The sequence below is a fragment of the Arthrobacter sp. E44 genome (genome assembly GCF_041877125.1).
Lineage (GTDB): Bacteria > Actinomycetota > Actinomycetes > Actinomycetales > Micrococcaceae > Arthrobacter.
Window position 1 is genome coordinate 107,759 of record NZ_JBHDJA010000010.1, and the last position, 13,361, is coordinate 121,119.

The 13,361-nt window shown below is 66.3% G+C and carries 15 protein-coding genes; 9 read left to right on the forward strand and 6 right to left on the reverse strand.

The genetic code is table 11. The annotated features are described in order from the left end of the window. Positions 1 to 177: 177 nt before the first annotated feature. Both ACETK3_RS11020 and rraA read right to left on the reverse strand, forming a co-directional pair. Positions 178 to 1,842 carry an MDR family MFS transporter gene (locus tag ACETK3_RS11020; protein WP_236800239.1) on the reverse strand — a complete coding sequence of 555 codons (1,665 nt, stop codon included), beginning with the start codon at positions 1,840 to 1,842 and terminating at the stop codon, positions 178 to 180. Positions 1,843 to 1,940: 98 nt separating this feature from the next. Further along, positions 1,941 to 2,435: a ribonuclease E activity regulator RraA gene (gene rraA / locus ACETK3_RS11025; protein ID WP_236800238.1), complete on the reverse strand. Its 495-nt coding sequence runs from the start codon at positions 2,433 to 2,435 to the stop codon at positions 1,941 to 1,943. 128 nt (positions 2,436 to 2,563) lie between these two features. Here rraA and ACETK3_RS11030 point away from each other — a divergent pair, with 128 nt between their 5' ends. The 5 genes from ACETK3_RS11030 (at position 2,564) to ACETK3_RS11050 (ending at position 7,111) form a co-directional block, all read left to right on the forward strand. Further along, positions 2,564 to 3,850, forward strand: coding sequence for an MFS transporter (locus ACETK3_RS11030; protein ID WP_237429233.1), 1,287 nt, complete (start codon positions 2,564 to 2,566; stop codon positions 3,848 to 3,850). A gap of 138 nt (positions 3,851 to 3,988) precedes the next feature. Next, complete coding sequence (locus tag ACETK3_RS11035) at positions 3,989 to 4,597, forward strand: TetR/AcrR family transcriptional regulator (RefSeq protein ID WP_237429232.1); 609 nt, start codon at positions 3,989 to 3,991, stop codon at positions 4,595 to 4,597. A gap of 287 nt (positions 4,598 to 4,884) precedes the next feature. Continuing rightward, positions 4,885 to 6,084, forward strand: a complete 1,200-nt coding sequence (locus tag ACETK3_RS11040; protein ID WP_236820799.1) for an NADP-dependent malic enzyme — start codon at positions 4,885 to 4,887, stop codon at positions 6,082 to 6,084. Positions 6,085 to 6,192: 108 nt separating this feature from the next. Beyond that, on the forward strand, positions 6,193 to 6,696 hold the full coding sequence (locus tag ACETK3_RS11045; RefSeq protein WP_236800234.1) for a DUF456 domain-containing protein: 504 nt from the start codon (positions 6,193 to 6,195) through the stop codon (positions 6,694 to 6,696). A 40-nt stretch (positions 6,697 to 6,736) separates the two neighbouring features. Continuing rightward, positions 6,737 to 7,111, forward strand: a complete 375-nt coding sequence (locus ACETK3_RS11050; RefSeq protein ID WP_237429231.1) for a nuclear transport factor 2 family protein — start codon at positions 6,737 to 6,739, stop codon at positions 7,109 to 7,111. A gap of 20 nt (positions 7,112 to 7,131) precedes the next feature. Here ACETK3_RS11050 and ACETK3_RS11055 read toward each other — a convergent pair whose 3' ends face one another. Next, positions 7,132 to 7,362 (reverse strand): hypothetical protein, encoded by a 231-nt coding sequence (locus tag ACETK3_RS11055; RefSeq protein WP_236800232.1) that lies wholly within the window; start codon positions 7,360 to 7,362, stop codon positions 7,132 to 7,134. Between the two features lie 139 nt (positions 7,363 to 7,501). Between ACETK3_RS11055 and ACETK3_RS11060 the strand changes: the two genes are divergently transcribed. Further along, positions 7,502 to 8,479 carry a hypothetical protein gene (locus ACETK3_RS11060; protein ID WP_237429230.1) on the forward strand — a complete coding sequence of 326 codons (978 nt, stop codon included), beginning with the start codon at positions 7,502 to 7,504 and terminating at the stop codon, positions 8,477 to 8,479. A gap of 32 nt (positions 8,480 to 8,511) precedes the next feature. Here the strand turns inward: ACETK3_RS11060 and ACETK3_RS11065 are convergent, their stop codons facing one another. Further along, complete coding sequence (locus ACETK3_RS11065; protein ID WP_373992884.1) at positions 8,512 to 9,153, reverse strand: LysE family translocator; 642 nt, start codon at positions 9,151 to 9,153, stop codon at positions 8,512 to 8,514. A 106-nt stretch (positions 9,154 to 9,259) separates the two neighbouring features. On the opposite strand from ACETK3_RS11065, the gene ACETK3_RS11070 reads away from it, so the two are divergent. Beyond that, entirely contained in the window at positions 9,260 to 9,715 is a 456-nt protein-coding gene (locus tag ACETK3_RS11070; RefSeq protein ID WP_236800229.1) for an Lrp/AsnC family transcriptional regulator, read from the forward strand. A gap of 2 nt (positions 9,716 to 9,717) precedes the next feature. Here ACETK3_RS11070 and ACETK3_RS11075 read toward each other — a convergent pair whose 3' ends face one another. Further along, positions 9,718 to 10,188 (reverse strand): Lrp/AsnC family transcriptional regulator, encoded by a 471-nt coding sequence (locus ACETK3_RS11075; protein WP_236802963.1) that lies wholly within the window; start codon positions 10,186 to 10,188, stop codon positions 9,718 to 9,720. 341 nt (positions 10,189 to 10,529) lie between these two features. Here ACETK3_RS11075 and gluQRS point away from each other — a divergent pair, with 341 nt between their 5' ends. Next, positions 10,530 to 11,429: a tRNA glutamyl-Q(34) synthetase GluQRS gene (gluQRS, locus tag ACETK3_RS11080; protein ID WP_237429228.1), complete on the forward strand. Its 900-nt coding sequence runs from the start codon at positions 10,530 to 10,532 to the stop codon at positions 11,427 to 11,429. A 9-nt stretch (positions 11,430 to 11,438) separates the two neighbouring features. Continuing rightward, positions 11,439 to 12,047, forward strand: coding sequence for an HD domain-containing protein (locus ACETK3_RS11085; protein ID WP_237429227.1), 609 nt, complete (start codon positions 11,439 to 11,441; stop codon positions 12,045 to 12,047). On the opposite strand, the gene ACETK3_RS11090 is transcribed toward ACETK3_RS11085, so the two are convergent. Continuing rightward, positions 12,044 to 13,360, reverse strand: a complete 1,317-nt coding sequence (locus tag ACETK3_RS11090; protein WP_236800226.1) for an ATP-binding protein — start codon at positions 13,358 to 13,360, stop codon at positions 12,044 to 12,046. The two genes, ACETK3_RS11085 and ACETK3_RS11090, sit on opposite strands and share 4 nt — an antisense overlap. Between the last annotated feature and the right edge of the window lies 1 nt (position 13,361).

Sequence of the window (13,361 nt, forward strand, 5' to 3'; positions counted from 1 at the left end):
AGCGGTGCGGACGTCGTCGGCTGCAGAACCGGCCGAATGGCCAGTGTACTTACGGTAGTGTTCCACGCCATGGCTCCCCGATCCACTTAGGGGGCCCGCCCAAGCGGTGATGCGCGCCAAAAAGAAGACGACGACGGCGGGCCGTGCCGCCGTCGTCGTCTGGTCTTAGTGCCCGGGCTAGTGTGCCGGGATCTGCATGTCGTCCTTGTCCTGCGGCGAGGCCTTCTGGTCTGTCAGCTTCTTCCGCGGCAGGGCGAAGCTGATGAGGAACGCCAGGCCGGTGAGCGCCGCAGCCGTCAGCATCACCGTGTCGATGGACGTGGCGAACCCTTCGGTGATGGGGCGGGTCAGCGTGCTGTTGGCCGTGTGCAGCCAGCTGGTGTCGTTCAGCGAATCGTTGGAGGCGCCGTTCTTGAAGAAGTCGTACAGCTTGGCGTTGGCCGGGTCCGAAGCCACCGCGGGATCCTTGAGGACGGCCAAATAGGCAGGATCCGTGGCGGCGGACTTCATGCCCTCGGCGATCCTGTCAGCGGCCAGGCTGAACAGCATGGAGATGAAGACGGCGGTGCCCACGGCGCCGCCCATGGAGCGGAAGAAGGCGGCGGAGGAGGTTCCCACGCCCATGTCGCGCGGCGGCACCGAGGTCTGCATGGCCAGGGTGAGCGGCTGCATGCAGAAGCCCAGGCCGACGCCGAAGAACACCGCGATCAGGCCGGGAACCCACAACCCTGTGTCCACTTTCAGGACCGAGCCCATCACCAGGGCGGCGGCGGTGAGGATGCCGGTGCCCATGATGGGGAAGATGCGGAATGTGCCGGAGGCCGAAATGGTGCGGCCGGCGGTGATGGAGCCAAAGAGGATGCCGACGGTGAAGGTGATCATCATCAGGCCGGCCTCCGTGGGGGTGAGGCCCTTGACCAGCTGCAGGTACATGGGGAGCATCGCGATGGCACCGAACATGCCGATGCCGATGATGAAGTTCAGCAGCGAGGACAGCCCGAACGTGATGTTGCTGAAGAGCCGCAGCGGAATCAGGGCATAGTCGCCCGCGCGCTTCTCGGCGAGCAGGAACCACGCGATGCCCAGGATGCCCACCCCGTAGCAAAGGAACGAGTTGGTGGACGCCCAGCCCCACGAGCGGCCCTGTTCGGCCACCAGGAGCAGCGGAACGATGGCCACCGTGATGGCGGCGGCGCCCCAGTAGTCGATCCTCTGCTTGAGGTGTTTCGCCGGCAGGTGCAGGAACAGGAACACCACCACCAGGGCGGCCAGTCCGATGGGCACGTTGATGAAGAAGACCCAGCGCCAGCCGTCAAAGCCCAGGATGTTGGCGGAGCCGGCGAACGCGCCGCCCACCACCGGGCCCAGGACCGAGGAGATGCCGAACACGGACATGAAGTAGCCCTGGTACTTGGCGCGGTCCTTCAAGGAAACGATGTCCCCGATGATGGTCAGCGCCAGGGCCAGCAGGCCGCCGGCGCCCAGGCCCTGGATGCCGCGGGCAATGGCAAGCTCGGTCATCGAGTGCACGGACCCGGCGTAGATGGAGCCCACCAGGAAGACGGCGATCGCGGTCAGGTACAGCGGACGGCGGCCAAAGATGTCGCTCAGCTTGCCGTACAGCGGGGTGCTGACAGTGGAGGTGATGAGGTAAGCCGTGGTGGCCCACGCCTGCAGCGAGAGCCCGTCCAGGTCATTGGCGATGGTGTAGATGGACGTGGAAACGATGGTCTGGTCAAGGGACGCCAGGAACATGCCCAGCATCAGGCCCACCATCACGGTGACGATCTGGCGTCGCGTCAGGGTTTCTCCCGCGCCGGGCGCGGCCGTGGATTTGGACATGGGTGCTCCAAGGGAAAGAAAAGGATATAAGCAGCGATAGTTGCTTTCAGTAACTATCTTACCCGCTCTTTCTATTCCCCGCCCTGCGGACTTTTCCGCTACGGCTCCACGAGGATTCCGTCCGGGTCGCACCAGACGGTGGCTCCGGGGCGGAAGGTCACGCCGTCAATCACCACATCCACGTCCACCTCGCCTGCGCCGGCCTTCAAGCTCTTCCTTGGGTTGCTGCCCAGGGCCTTGACGCCCAGGTCCAGCCGCGCGATGGCCAGTCGGTCGCGGATGGCCCCATTGATGACGACGCCGGCCCACCCGTTCGCCACGGCGCTTTCGGCGATCATGTCCCCCATCAGCGCGGTGCCCAGCGAACCGCCGCCGTCCACCACCAGCACGGCCCCGTTGCCTGGGGAATTGAGCGTCGACTTCACCAGGGCGTTGTCCTGGAAGCAGCGGATGGTGCGCACGGGACCGCTGAAGTGCGAGCGGCCGCCCAGGGACTGGAACTGCAGGGAGACGGACGCCAGTTCGTCCCCGCGCTCATCGTAAAGGTCTGCCGTGTTCACCGCTGTGCCTTCTGCCGGGGTGGGTGCGCTCATCTGGGTCTCCTTTGTCCTTGCCAACGTTGTTCCTTGGGCGATAGGCCGCCAATTGCCCGGGCGGCCGGCTACCGCCCACGATAGTCTGATCCCACCGCCAACCGGCCGCAGCAGGGGGAGCCAAGCCAATGAGTCCGTTCCACACGCCCGTGCCGCCGGGTGGCACCTCCGAAGGTGTTAGTACGACGGCGGCGCTCGCCGAACCGGTGCACAAAGTAACCGCCCGCTGGGTCACCGGCCTGGTGCTGGTGAACGTGGGCATCAACGCGGCGTTCTTCGGCCCCATCAACGTGTTTATCGGCCAGCAGGCGATCAGCATCGACGCGCCCGGCAAGGAGGCTATCCTTTCGCTGGTCACGGCCTGTGGCGCGGCGGTCTCCCTGGTGGCCAATCCACTCTTCGGTGCGCTCTCGGACCGGACCACCTCCCGCTTCGGGCGGCGCGCGCCATGGGTGCTGGCCGGTGCGGTGCTGGCCACTGCGGCGCTGCTGGCCATGTCCTTCTCCGGTGCCGTGGCGCTGATGGTGCTGTTCTGGTGTCTGGTGCAGCTTGGCGCGAATGCCGCTTATGCTGCCATCACCGCCGCCGTCCCCGACCGGGTACCGGTGGTCCAGCGCGGGGGAGTGGGCGGGCTTGCCGCCATGGGCCAGACACTTGGAATCCTCACCGGAGCCGTCTTCGGTGCCGTGGTGTCAGGCAACTTCATGGTGGGTTACTGGCTGTGCGCCGGGGCGCTGCTGGTGTCCGTGCTGCCATACCTGTTCCGTAGCAACGACCCCGCACTGCCGAAGGACGCTGCCGGACGGTTCGGGCTTGGCCGGTTCCTGCGCGGATTCTGGATCAGCCCCCGGCGCTACCCTGACTTTGCCTGGGCCTGGCTGACGCGGTTCCTGGTGAACGTTGGCAACCAGCTGACCATCGTGTACCTGCTCTTCTTCCTGCGGGACATCATCAAATACCAGGATCCGGCCACCGGCGTGCTGGTCCTGACGGGGATTTATGCCGTGATGGTGATGATCACCGCAGTGTTGGCGGGGCCCTGGAGCGACCGGATGGGGAGACGGAAGCCCTTCGTCATCGGCTCCTCCGCCACCATTGCCATGGCCGGCGCCATCATGGCGTTCTTCCCTGTGTGGCCGGGCGCCCTTGCCGGCGCCGCCGTGCTCGGCATCGGCTTCGGCGCATACCTGGCCGTGGACTTCGCACTGCTCACCCAGGTCCTGCCCTTCGCCGTCAGCCGCGGCAGGGACATGGGCGTCATCAACGTGGCCAACTCCCTGCCGCAGGTGGTCGCCCCGGCGCTGGCGCTGCTGGCCGTGACCTACGGGGGCGGCTACCGGACACTGTTCCTGACGGCAGCCGTCATTGGGCTGCTGGGCGCCGTCTTCGTGGTGAAAATCAAGGGCGTCAGCTAACCCTGGAGGTACCGATAGTAAGGCTGGCTGACAAATTAGGGCATGGTTCCGTGCCGTATAGTTGAACCCGGCTGCAGGGCGGTACGGAAGTGGGGGCGCTCCTGGCCGCAGTCGCTAAAACACAACCCCGGAATGCTGATGCCCGAGACTTTTTCAGACCATCCGCCCATGGCCGCCCGGCCTTCCGCTCCACGCCAGCGCCTCCGCTACACGCGGATCCTCGATACAGCTGCAGGGTTCGCCCGCACGGGACTCGACGGTGTGGAACTCTCCCAGGTCGCAGAAAAAGCAGACGTACCGCTGGGCACCCTTTACCGCTACTTTCCGTCGCCCACGCACCTGATGCTGGCGCTGTACCGGCAGCAGCTTGATGAGCTGCAGGCCGGAACCCGCAATTCCTCCCCCCGCTTCCGTGGCCGAGCACTTTCGGGCCTGCTGATGGAGATCTTCCACATGCGCGTCATGCAGCCCGCCGTGGAGCAGTGCCTTAGCCGGGGCGTGTACCTCCCGGAGAAGGACACCACCGACCTCCTGCGCGAGATCGACGCGCTCAGTGAGAAGCTCGTCACCACCGCCTGCGGCGACGCCGTAGGGGCGCGGGTCCTCCTGCTGACCGTCACTGGTCTGGTCCAGTCCGTCCGGAACCGCCGGCTTTCCCTCTTCGAAGCCGAGGAAGACCTCAAAAAGGCGTGCGGCAGGCTGTCTCCCGCGGCCGACTCCGGGTTCACAGTTACCAAATCCGCGTAACTGGTCTAGACCAAAAGCGGATTAAATCCGCCATAATGCCGTGATCTGGACCATAAAAACGGGTGCCTAAACGTTTTTTCACCGTCCATTCCTGTCAAGAGGCGCCAGAAGCCGGTTCCCGGCCTGCCTACCATGGAGGCACAGGAGCGGCAGGGCGGAAACATCCCCGGCGTTCCCACGGACCCGCCACCCCTGGGTTTCCTGTCGCACTACTTTCCCTGCTTGGGCCCGGCCGGGCTCCAGCCCCATGTGCCGTGCGCCCACGGCGAGCACCAGGAGACAACGACGTGTCCATTGACGCAATCACTGCCATTGACGATTCCGCTACCGCCCCGCTGACCGAGGACGAGATCTTCGGAGCCCACCAGGGCGGCAAGCTGTCCATCAGCACCACAGCCCCGCTGTCGAACAAGCGTGACCTGTCCATCGCCTACACGCCGGGTGTCGCCGAAGTCAGCCGCGCCATCCACGCGAAGCCTGAACTGGCCCGAACCCTCACCTGGGCCGAACGCCTGGTGGTCGTGGTCAGCGACGGCACCGCCGTCCTGGGCCTGGGCAACATCGGCCCCAGCGCCTCGCTGCCCGTCATGGAAGGCAAGTCCGCCCTGTTCAAGACCTTTGGTGACCTCGATTCCATCCCGCTGGTCCTCAACACCACCGACGTGGACGAGATCGTGGAAACCCTGGTCCGCCTGCGCCCCAGCTTCGGTGCCGTCAACCTTGAAGACATCTCCGCTCCGCGCTGCTTCGAGCTCGAGGAGAAGCTCATCGAGGCCCTGGACTGCCCGGTCATGCACGACGACCAGCACGGAACCGCCGTCGTGGCCCTCGCCGCCCTGACCAACGCCGCCAAGGTGACCGGCCGCGGCCTGGAAGGGCTCAAGGTGGTGGTGTCCGGCGCAGGGGCTGCGGGCATCGCGGTCGCCGAAATCCTGCTGGCCGCCGGCATCAGCGACGTCGTCCTCCTGGACTCCCGCGGCGTCCTCAACAGCAGCCGCCCGGACCTGGCAGCAGACTCCACGAGCAAGAAGGCCGACATCGCCGGCCGCAGCAACCCCCGTGGCGTTGCCGGCGGCCCCGCCGAGGCACTGGCCGGAGCCGACGTCTTCATCGGCGTCTCCTCCTCCAAGCTGGACGAGGCACACCTTGCCACCATGAACCAGGACGCCATCGTGTTCGCGCTGTCCAACCCGGACCCCGAGGTCCTGCCCGAGGTGGCCGTGAAGTACGCCGCAGTGGTGGCCACCGGCCGCAGCGACTTCCCCAACCAGATCAACAACGTCCTGGCGTTTCCGGGCATCTTCCGCGGCGCCCTTGATGCCGGTGCCCGCCGCATCACGCCGGCCATGAAGCTGGCGGCGGCCCGCGCCATCGCGGACCTCGCCGCAGAGGACCTTTCGGCAGAGTACATCGTGCCCAGCCCGCTGGACCCCCGTGTTGCCCCCGCCGTCACCGCGGCAGTCGCCGCGGCGGTGGAAGCGGAGTAAGGCTTCTTCTTCCTGCAGGAAACCACGACGGCGGCGGCCCCTTTGTGAAGGAGGCACCGCCGTCGTGGTTAAGAAGCCGCGCGTTAAGCGGCCCCTAGACTGGGGACCATGAGCTCCGAGACCGTAGTGACCATCCTGTGCGGCCTGGCGATCCTGGTGGGGGTGGCGGGCACCATCATCCCCGTCCTGCCCGGAAGTGTCCTGATCGGCGTCAGCCTGTTGGCTTGGGCTATCTGGGGCGGCGCCGGGACTGCCGGATGGGTGGTCTTCGCGGTGGCCATGATCTTTGTCGCCGCGGGGATGACTGCCGGGGCGGTCCTCACGGGGAGGAAGCTGAAGCAGCATGCCATTCCCAGCCGCAGCATCGTGGTGGCACTGGTGGCGGGCGTGGTGGGGATGTTCATCATCCCGGTCGTGGGGCTCTTCGTGGGCTTTGCCGCCGGCCTGCTGGTCAGCGAGTTCCTGCGGACGCGGGACATGTCGACGGCGGCGAGATCCAGTTGGGCGGCGCTGAAGGCCACCGGCCTGGGCATGCTCGCCGAATTCGGACTCGCCTGCCTCGCCGCCAGCACCTGGATCATTGGCGTGTGGATAGCCGCTGCCAATGGCTAAAGCCGTTGCTTGCTAAGTGCGGCGCGGGTAAAACCAAGATATGACCCAGCCAGCTTCAGCCTCCGAGCACGTCCACGCCTGGATGGAGCGATACCAGGCCGCCTGGACCAGCAACGCGGCCGACGATATCGGTGCCCTCTTCACCCCTGACGCCGTCGATGAAACCCGTCCCCATGATCCCGAAGCGTGGCGGGGCAGGGACGGGATTGTCGACGGCTGGCTGGCGGCCCGGGATGAACCGGGAGGCTGGACGTTCACCTGGGAGCTGCTCGGGTGCGACGGCGCCACCGCCTTTGTCCAGGGCGTCACCGTCTATTCGGGCGGCGGGCCGACGTACGACAACCTGTGGGTCATCAGGTTTACCGAGTCAGGCCGCGCCGCCTCCTTCACCGAATGGTTCATGGCCAGGAGCTGACCTTTCCCGGCCCGGTAGTCCTACAGGCCCAGTCCGCCGAGCTTGTCGCCCAGGCCGCCGGGAAGTTTGTCGCCCAGGCCGCCGGGAAGCTTCGACAGCAGGTCCGCGGGATTGATGCCGAGCCTGGAAAGCAGGCCGGCATGCTGTTCGGTGTCCACCTGGTCCGGCAGCTCGGACTCCGCCTGCGACGCCTTGTCCTGGTCTCCCTGGGACCGCAGGAGTTCGAGGATCTGGTTCTTGTCGATCTGCATGGCATTTCTCCTACTGAGGATAGTTGCTAAGGGTGCTTACCACCCTTCCTGAAAACGGCGCCGGGGACAAGGGCCGGGCTCGGGGTCCGCGCCTTGGAGACCGCGTCCGGCGGGAGGTCTCCACAGCTAGCATGGAAGGATGAGCTCCGGGGATACTGCACCGATCTACTGGGACAGCCGCGACCTCACTCCTTTCGGGCAGGCCCAACTGCGCACCCCGGTCCATGACCTTGCTGGGGGAGTAGGTGGCTTGCTCACAGGGGTTTTGGGCGGACGCAATCCGGCCCTGCTGTCCATCGACGGCGAGGTGCCGCGGCTTAAGCGCCTGATGCCCAAGCCGGCCAAGGCGGTCCACGAGGCCGTCTTCACCAGCCGTGAACCGGAGCGCCTGATCACCTTGGCCCGCGCCTACCCTGGTTGGGCCGGGCTCTGCTACCTGATGGCCGGGCTGCTGGTGTACAAGCACGGCGGCTACCTGCGGGCCTCCGAGCTTCTCCAGCGCGGGCTCACCACCAGGAACGACGACGAAGCGAACCGCTACTCCTCCACTTACCTCACCCGCATCGTCACTAGGATCGAACTCGCCGAGCGGGTGGAGATCCCTGTCCTGTTCAGCGAGGAATCGGTGTTCCTGGCGCTGGCCCATTCGCTGCGCGAGACGGGCCGCACGGAAGCTGCGCTTGATGCACTCGCCGGCCTGCCGCCGTCGCTCCCCATGGCCTTGGCGCGCTGTTCGCTGGCCCTCACGCTGGGACGGAGCCGAACCGTCATCGACTGGACCGAGGGCCTGCTGAACGCGGACGACCTCTCGGCCGCCCTGCTGCTGGTCCGCGCCCGTGCCCTGCGCCGGGAGGGCCGGCTGGATGCTGCACACCAGGCGATCGCCGAGGTGCTTCGCCGCCGCAAGACCCACCTGGCGCTCCGCAACGACGCGCTCACGGACCGTGCACTGCTGGTGCTGGAATCAAGCCGCCGGTCCCTGAACCCGCGTGATTGGGGACGTCGGCGGGAAGACCCGGAACCGCAGCGTGAGCTCGAGGCGCCGGTACCCATCCGCAAGGACGAGGAAATGCGCCGGATCTGGGAGCAGGACTGGAAGGAACTCAGCGGGGACTAGGAATTCCGCTGTGAACCAGGCATGGCCGGGATCTAGGCCCGCCCGGCCAGGAACGGCACCAGCTGCTCACCCAGCAGCACTGCCCCCAGCGCCACCATGATGATGCCGCTGGCCAGGGTCACTGACCGGGCGGCGCCGGGCCTACTCTGCAGCAGTTTGCGCGAGAGCAGGGCCACAACGGTGTAGACCACGCCCACCAGCGCCACGAACGTCATGCCGAGGAGCCCGGATTGCACCGGCACGGGCAGTGAAGCGTCGGCGCTGATGAACTGCGGGATGAGCGCCACGTAGAAGAGCAGGCCCTTGGGGTTGATCCCGCTGGTGCCCATCCCCTGCAGGAAGGTACGCAGTTGGGTGCCGGCACCGCCGTCGGCAGAGGCGCTGAAGCTGGCACCGCGCCAGGACCGCAGGGTTCCCACCCCTAGCCACAGCAAGTAACCAGCACCCGCCAGCGTGATCCAGCCCAGGACGCCGGGCATCCCGGCCAGCACTGCGGCGAGCCCTGCCACCAGCAGGACCGTGTGGAGGACGTAACCACCGCAGAGCCCGGCCACCGCGGGGACGAAGCTGCGCTGCCGGAGCCCTGCGGCAATGGTGTACGCCCAGTCCACTCCCGGAGTGCAGGCCAGTGCTGCGGCCACCACCAGAAAGGCCAGGAACAGCTGCGGATTCATGGGTTTCTCCTGTCGAAGGGCTCTCAGGAGCAACCATAGGGAGAATCCGGCCAAAAGTGCTCTCCTGTTTTCGCCCGACTCACGGCCCAAGCAGTATGTTTATTGCGTGCTGGACAACATCGACAGAAGTATTTTGCGCCACCTCCAAGAGGATGGGCGGATGACTGCCACCGCCCTCGCTTCGAAGGTGGGCCTAACGGTGGCGCCATGCCACCGGCGGCTACGGGACCTGGAACAGTCCGGGGTGATCCGCGGGTATAAGGCGGACGTCGATCCGGCAGCCGTGGGCCTGGGCTTCGAGGCAATCGTCTTCGTCACGCTGCGGCAAGTGGACCGGCCCACCATGGAAATCTTCGAGAACCGGGTGGCGGAGAATCCCAACATCATCGAGGCGCAGCGGCTCTTCGGTTCCCCGGACTACCTGTTGAAGGTCATCGCCGAGGACCTGCCGGCCTACCAGCGCTTTTACGATACCGAGCTCACGTCCCTGCCCGGGGTGGAGCGGCTGACCTCAACACTGGTGATGAAGAACCTGAAATCAAACGCGGGTCCGCCGGTTTAGCCTCAGCGCTCCGGCTCACCCTGAAGGAGGCCGGTGGTGCGGTACGGGATGACCTCACGCAGGAACATGCTGGTGGAGGTGCGGACGATGCCTGGGCAGAGACGGATTTCTTCGGAGACCCGGTAGAGGTCGTCCGGGCTTTTGGCCACCACCCGGATCAGCAGGTCGGTGTCCCCGGCCGGTGCATGGCATTCCAGGACTTCGGGAATTTTGCGGAGGGCGGCAATGGCCTCGTTGAGGTGGCTCTGGTCCAGTTCGGCGCTGACGGCTGCGGCCACGCCCCTTCCAAGGGCGGCCGGCAGCACCCGGCTGCTGTTGGGCCGCAGCGCCCCCGACGCCGTCATCCGCTCCAGCCGGCTTTGCACGGTTCCGCGGGCAAGGCCAAGCCGCTGCGCCAGCACCATGATCGGGACTCGCGGGTCCTCGTCCAGGGCATTCAGGATGCGCTTGTCCGTGGCGTCCAGTTCCTGCAATCTGACCACTCCCTGCTTGTTCTAGCGTCAGGAATTAGTCAGAGTGACCAATCCAACTCCTGTCGGTTGTCCCAACTGTATGGTGTCTGCTGAAATTGTGGCAACAAGGGCAAAAGCTACCGCTGGTCCCCTCAGGCTACAGTTTCCCGGCACACCACCCGGCACGCTGGACACCGCTTCCCGCAAGGAGGCCGCCGCTGGATGAGTCTTGTTCACACCACGCTCACTCTGCAAACACGGCAAGAGCCCCTGAGCTACCGACGTCGGAATTCCGCAGTCATCGGTAGCTGAGGGGCTCTTGTGTTGTCCTGGCATTCCGGTCTCCCGCATAGGCTGGGTCCATGACCTCCGCCGGCCGCTTTGCCCCCAGTCCCTCCGGTGAACTGCACGTGGGAAACCTGCGGACCGCCATCCTTGCCTGGCTCTTTGCCCGCTCCACCGGGCGCAGGTTCCTGCTGCGGGTGGAGGACCTCGACCGCGCCCGTGCTGGAGCGGAAGCCGTGCAGTTGCGCGACTTGGCCGCAATTGGCGTGACTTGGGATGGGGACGTCGTTCGACAGACGGATCGGCAAAGCCTGTACGCCAAAGCGATTACCCGGTTGAAGGAAGCGGGCCTGACCTACGAGTGCTTCTGCACCCGACGCGAAATCCAAGAGGCGCCCTCGGCCCCGCATGCGCCCCAAGGTGCCTACCCGGGGACTTGCCGCAACCTGGACCCCGCAGAACTGGAGTTCAAGCGGTCCATGCGTCCTGCCGCCATCCGGTTGCGGGCGGATGTGGCGGAATACACGGTGCGGGACGTCCTCCGCGGCGACTACACGGGAGTGGTTGACGACCTTGTGCTGCGCCGCAACGACGGCGTGGTGGCGTACAACCTCGCCGTCGTGGTGGACGATGCCGATCAGGGCATAGACCAGGTGGTCCGCGGCGATGACCTGCTCCCGTCCACCCCGCGGCAGGCATATGTGGCGTCCCTCCTGAATATTCCCGTTCCGGAATATGCTCATGTTCCATTGGTGGTCAACCACGACGGCGCCAGGCTGGCCAAGCGTGACGGAGCCGTAACGCTGGCGGACCTGGCAGCCCGGGGCACTCCTGCCGACGCGGTGCGGGACCATCTGCTCGGCTCATTGGGGCTCCTGCCGGGTCCGCTCGAACGCGCCTTGGCAGAGTTCAATCCCGGACTTCTGCCCAGGGAACCGTGGGTCTGGTCCGCCCCGGGCGGCCGCTCCGCCCCGTAGGCTGGTGGCATGCCGGAATCCACTGATCAGCGCTCTGCCAGCAGTTTCACTCCCGAGACGGCCCGTGTCCTTGCGGAGGTGGCGCACAACCGCCAGAAGGACAAGCTCAAGCGGCCTTACAAAGACCACGTGCTGGCAGTGGGGGATGCCCTGGCAGACTTCGACGACGACGTCCGGATCGCCGGCTATCTTCATGACATTGCCGAAGACACCCCGATGACCCGGCAGGCTCTGCTTGAAATGGGGGTTTCCGAGCGCGCGGTCGACATCATTGAACGCGTCACCAATCGGCTGCACAGCAACCCCGATGACTACCTCGCCGGTATCCATGAGATAGCCCAGGATCATGACGCCGCCCTGGTCAAAATCGCCGACAACGCGCACAACTCACTGCCCGAACGCGTCCGTGCGCTGGCCGAAAAATGGCCCGATAAGCCGCCTGTTACCAAATACCGGGACGCCCGGCCGGTGCTTTACGCCGCCGTTGAAGCGGAGGAGATCCGCAAAATCCTGGCCCGCGTCAACCCTTGGCTGCTGGAGGAGTTCGACGCAGAGTTGGACGAGGCGGATGACACCGACTACGAAAACCTCCGATACGACGACGCTCCCGGGAGCTAGACCCGGCCCAACGCCTCGATGTCCTCCAGGAAGTCCGCCTGCACTTCGGGACTGACCGTGGTGCGCGTGTCGCCGATGGCGTCGAGGTAGTCCTGGGTGGAGGGGCCCTTCCGGACCGCCTCGCGGACGGAAACCCCGCCTCCGGAGGCCAGCCCGCCGTCGTCGTACACTGCTTTTTCCAGCGCCCGCTGGGAGGCGCTCCGGGCTGCGTACTCGATGTCAGCAGGGGAGAAGCCTTGGGTCTTCTCCACGAGCAGTTCCACGTCCACGCCGTCCACCACCGCCGCAGGGATGAACCGCTGCCACATCGCTTCCCGCGCCTGCCGGTCCGGCAGCCCGATGGGGATGACGTAATCGAACCGGCCGTGGCGCAGGAAGGCCGAGTCCAGGGCGCGGATGAAGTTGGTGGCGCAGACCAGGAGCCGGCCCGGCTGTTCACGGAACGCGGGGATGATCTTGAGCAGTTCATTCGTGACGCCCTGCAGCGGCGACGGCGGATCGCCCGCGCGCTGGGACGCGATCTCCTCCACCTCGTCGATGAACACCACGGCGTGCTCCAGCTCCGCGATCTCCAGGAAGGTCTCGCGGAGGGCACCGGCCAGGCCCTGGGGATCGCCGGCCAGGCGGGAGGGGAACACCTCCACGAACGGCCACTCCAAACGGGACGCGATGGCCTTGGCGAAGGTGGTCTTGCCGGTACCGGGCGGGCCAAAGAGGACGACGGCGCGCGGCGGCACCACGCCGAATTCATCGGCCAGGTCCGCCTCGGCGAGCGGCAGCACCAGGCGCCGTTCCAGCAGTTCCTTCTCCTTGCGCATGCCCGCCACGTTCTCCCACAGGTCGCGGGCCAGGACGCGGCCGCCCAGCTGGCCCAGGGCGCCGAGCTCCTGCCGCTGGACCGGGATGGTGCGCTCGAAGTAGCGCAGGTTCTTCTTGAGCGCGAAGCCGCGCCCCAGGAAGGCCTCCACCCGGGTTTCGGATTCCGGCATGAGGGCCGACAGTTTGTTCAGGCCGTGCGGGGCCATGCGGTTCTCGACGGCGGCAAGCAGCGAGGTGCCGATGCCCCTGCCACGGTACTCCGGCAGGGTGGCGAGGAAGACGATCCAGCCCTGGTCGTGCGCGGCGCGCCCGACGGCGGCACCCACCACCTGCTCGCCCTGCACCGCCACCACGGCGTGGTCCTTTTCGCAGGACGCGAGGACCTCTGACAGGGCGTAGACAGGCTCCACATTGTGGGCCTTGAGCGTCTCCCAGAGGTGCAGAATCCCGTCCAGGTCAGCCGAATGGAAATCCCTGATGCGCCAGTTGGTCATG

Coding starts and splice junctions, on each gene's coding strand:
- ACETK3_RS11035 (WP_237429232.1), top strand. CDS start 3,989: ATGCCCGAGACTTTTTCAGACCATCCGCCCATGGCCGCCCGGCCTTCC.
- ACETK3_RS11055 (WP_236800232.1), bottom strand. CDS start 7,362: ATGCAGATCGACAAGAACCAGATCCTCGAACTCCTGCGGTCCCAGGGA.
- ACETK3_RS11085 (WP_237429227.1), top strand. CDS start 11,439: ATGCCGGAATCCACTGATCAGCGCTCTGCCAGCAGTTTCACTCCCGAG.
- ACETK3_RS11020 (WP_236800239.1), bottom strand. CDS start 1,842: ATGTCCAAATCCACGGCCGCGCCCGGCGCGGGAGAAACCCTGACGCGA.
- gluQRS (WP_237429228.1), top strand. CDS start 10,530: ATGACCTCCGCCGGCCGCTTTGCCCCCAGTCCCTCCGGTGAACTGCAC.
- ACETK3_RS11045 (WP_236800234.1), top strand. CDS start 6,193: ATGAGCTCCGAGACCGTAGTGACCATCCTGTGCGGCCTGGCGATCCTG.
- ACETK3_RS11030 (WP_237429233.1), top strand. CDS start 2,564: ATGAGTCCGTTCCACACGCCCGTGCCGCCGGGTGGCACCTCCGAAGGT.
- ACETK3_RS11060 (WP_237429230.1), top strand. CDS start 7,502: ATGAGCTCCGGGGATACTGCACCGATCTACTGGGACAGCCGCGACCTC.
- rraA (WP_236800238.1), bottom strand. CDS start 2,435: ATGAGCGCACCCACCCCGGCAGAAGGCACAGCGGTGAACACGGCAGAC.
- ACETK3_RS11090 (WP_236800226.1), bottom strand. CDS start 13,360: ATGACCAACTGGCGCATCAGGGATTTCCATTCGGCTGACCTGGACGGG.
- ACETK3_RS11065 (WP_373992884.1), bottom strand. CDS start 9,153: ATGAATCCGCAGCTGTTCCTGGCCTTTCTGGTGGTGGCCGCAGCACTG.
- ACETK3_RS11050 (WP_237429231.1), top strand. CDS start 6,737: ATGACCCAGCCAGCTTCAGCCTCCGAGCACGTCCACGCCTGGATGGAG.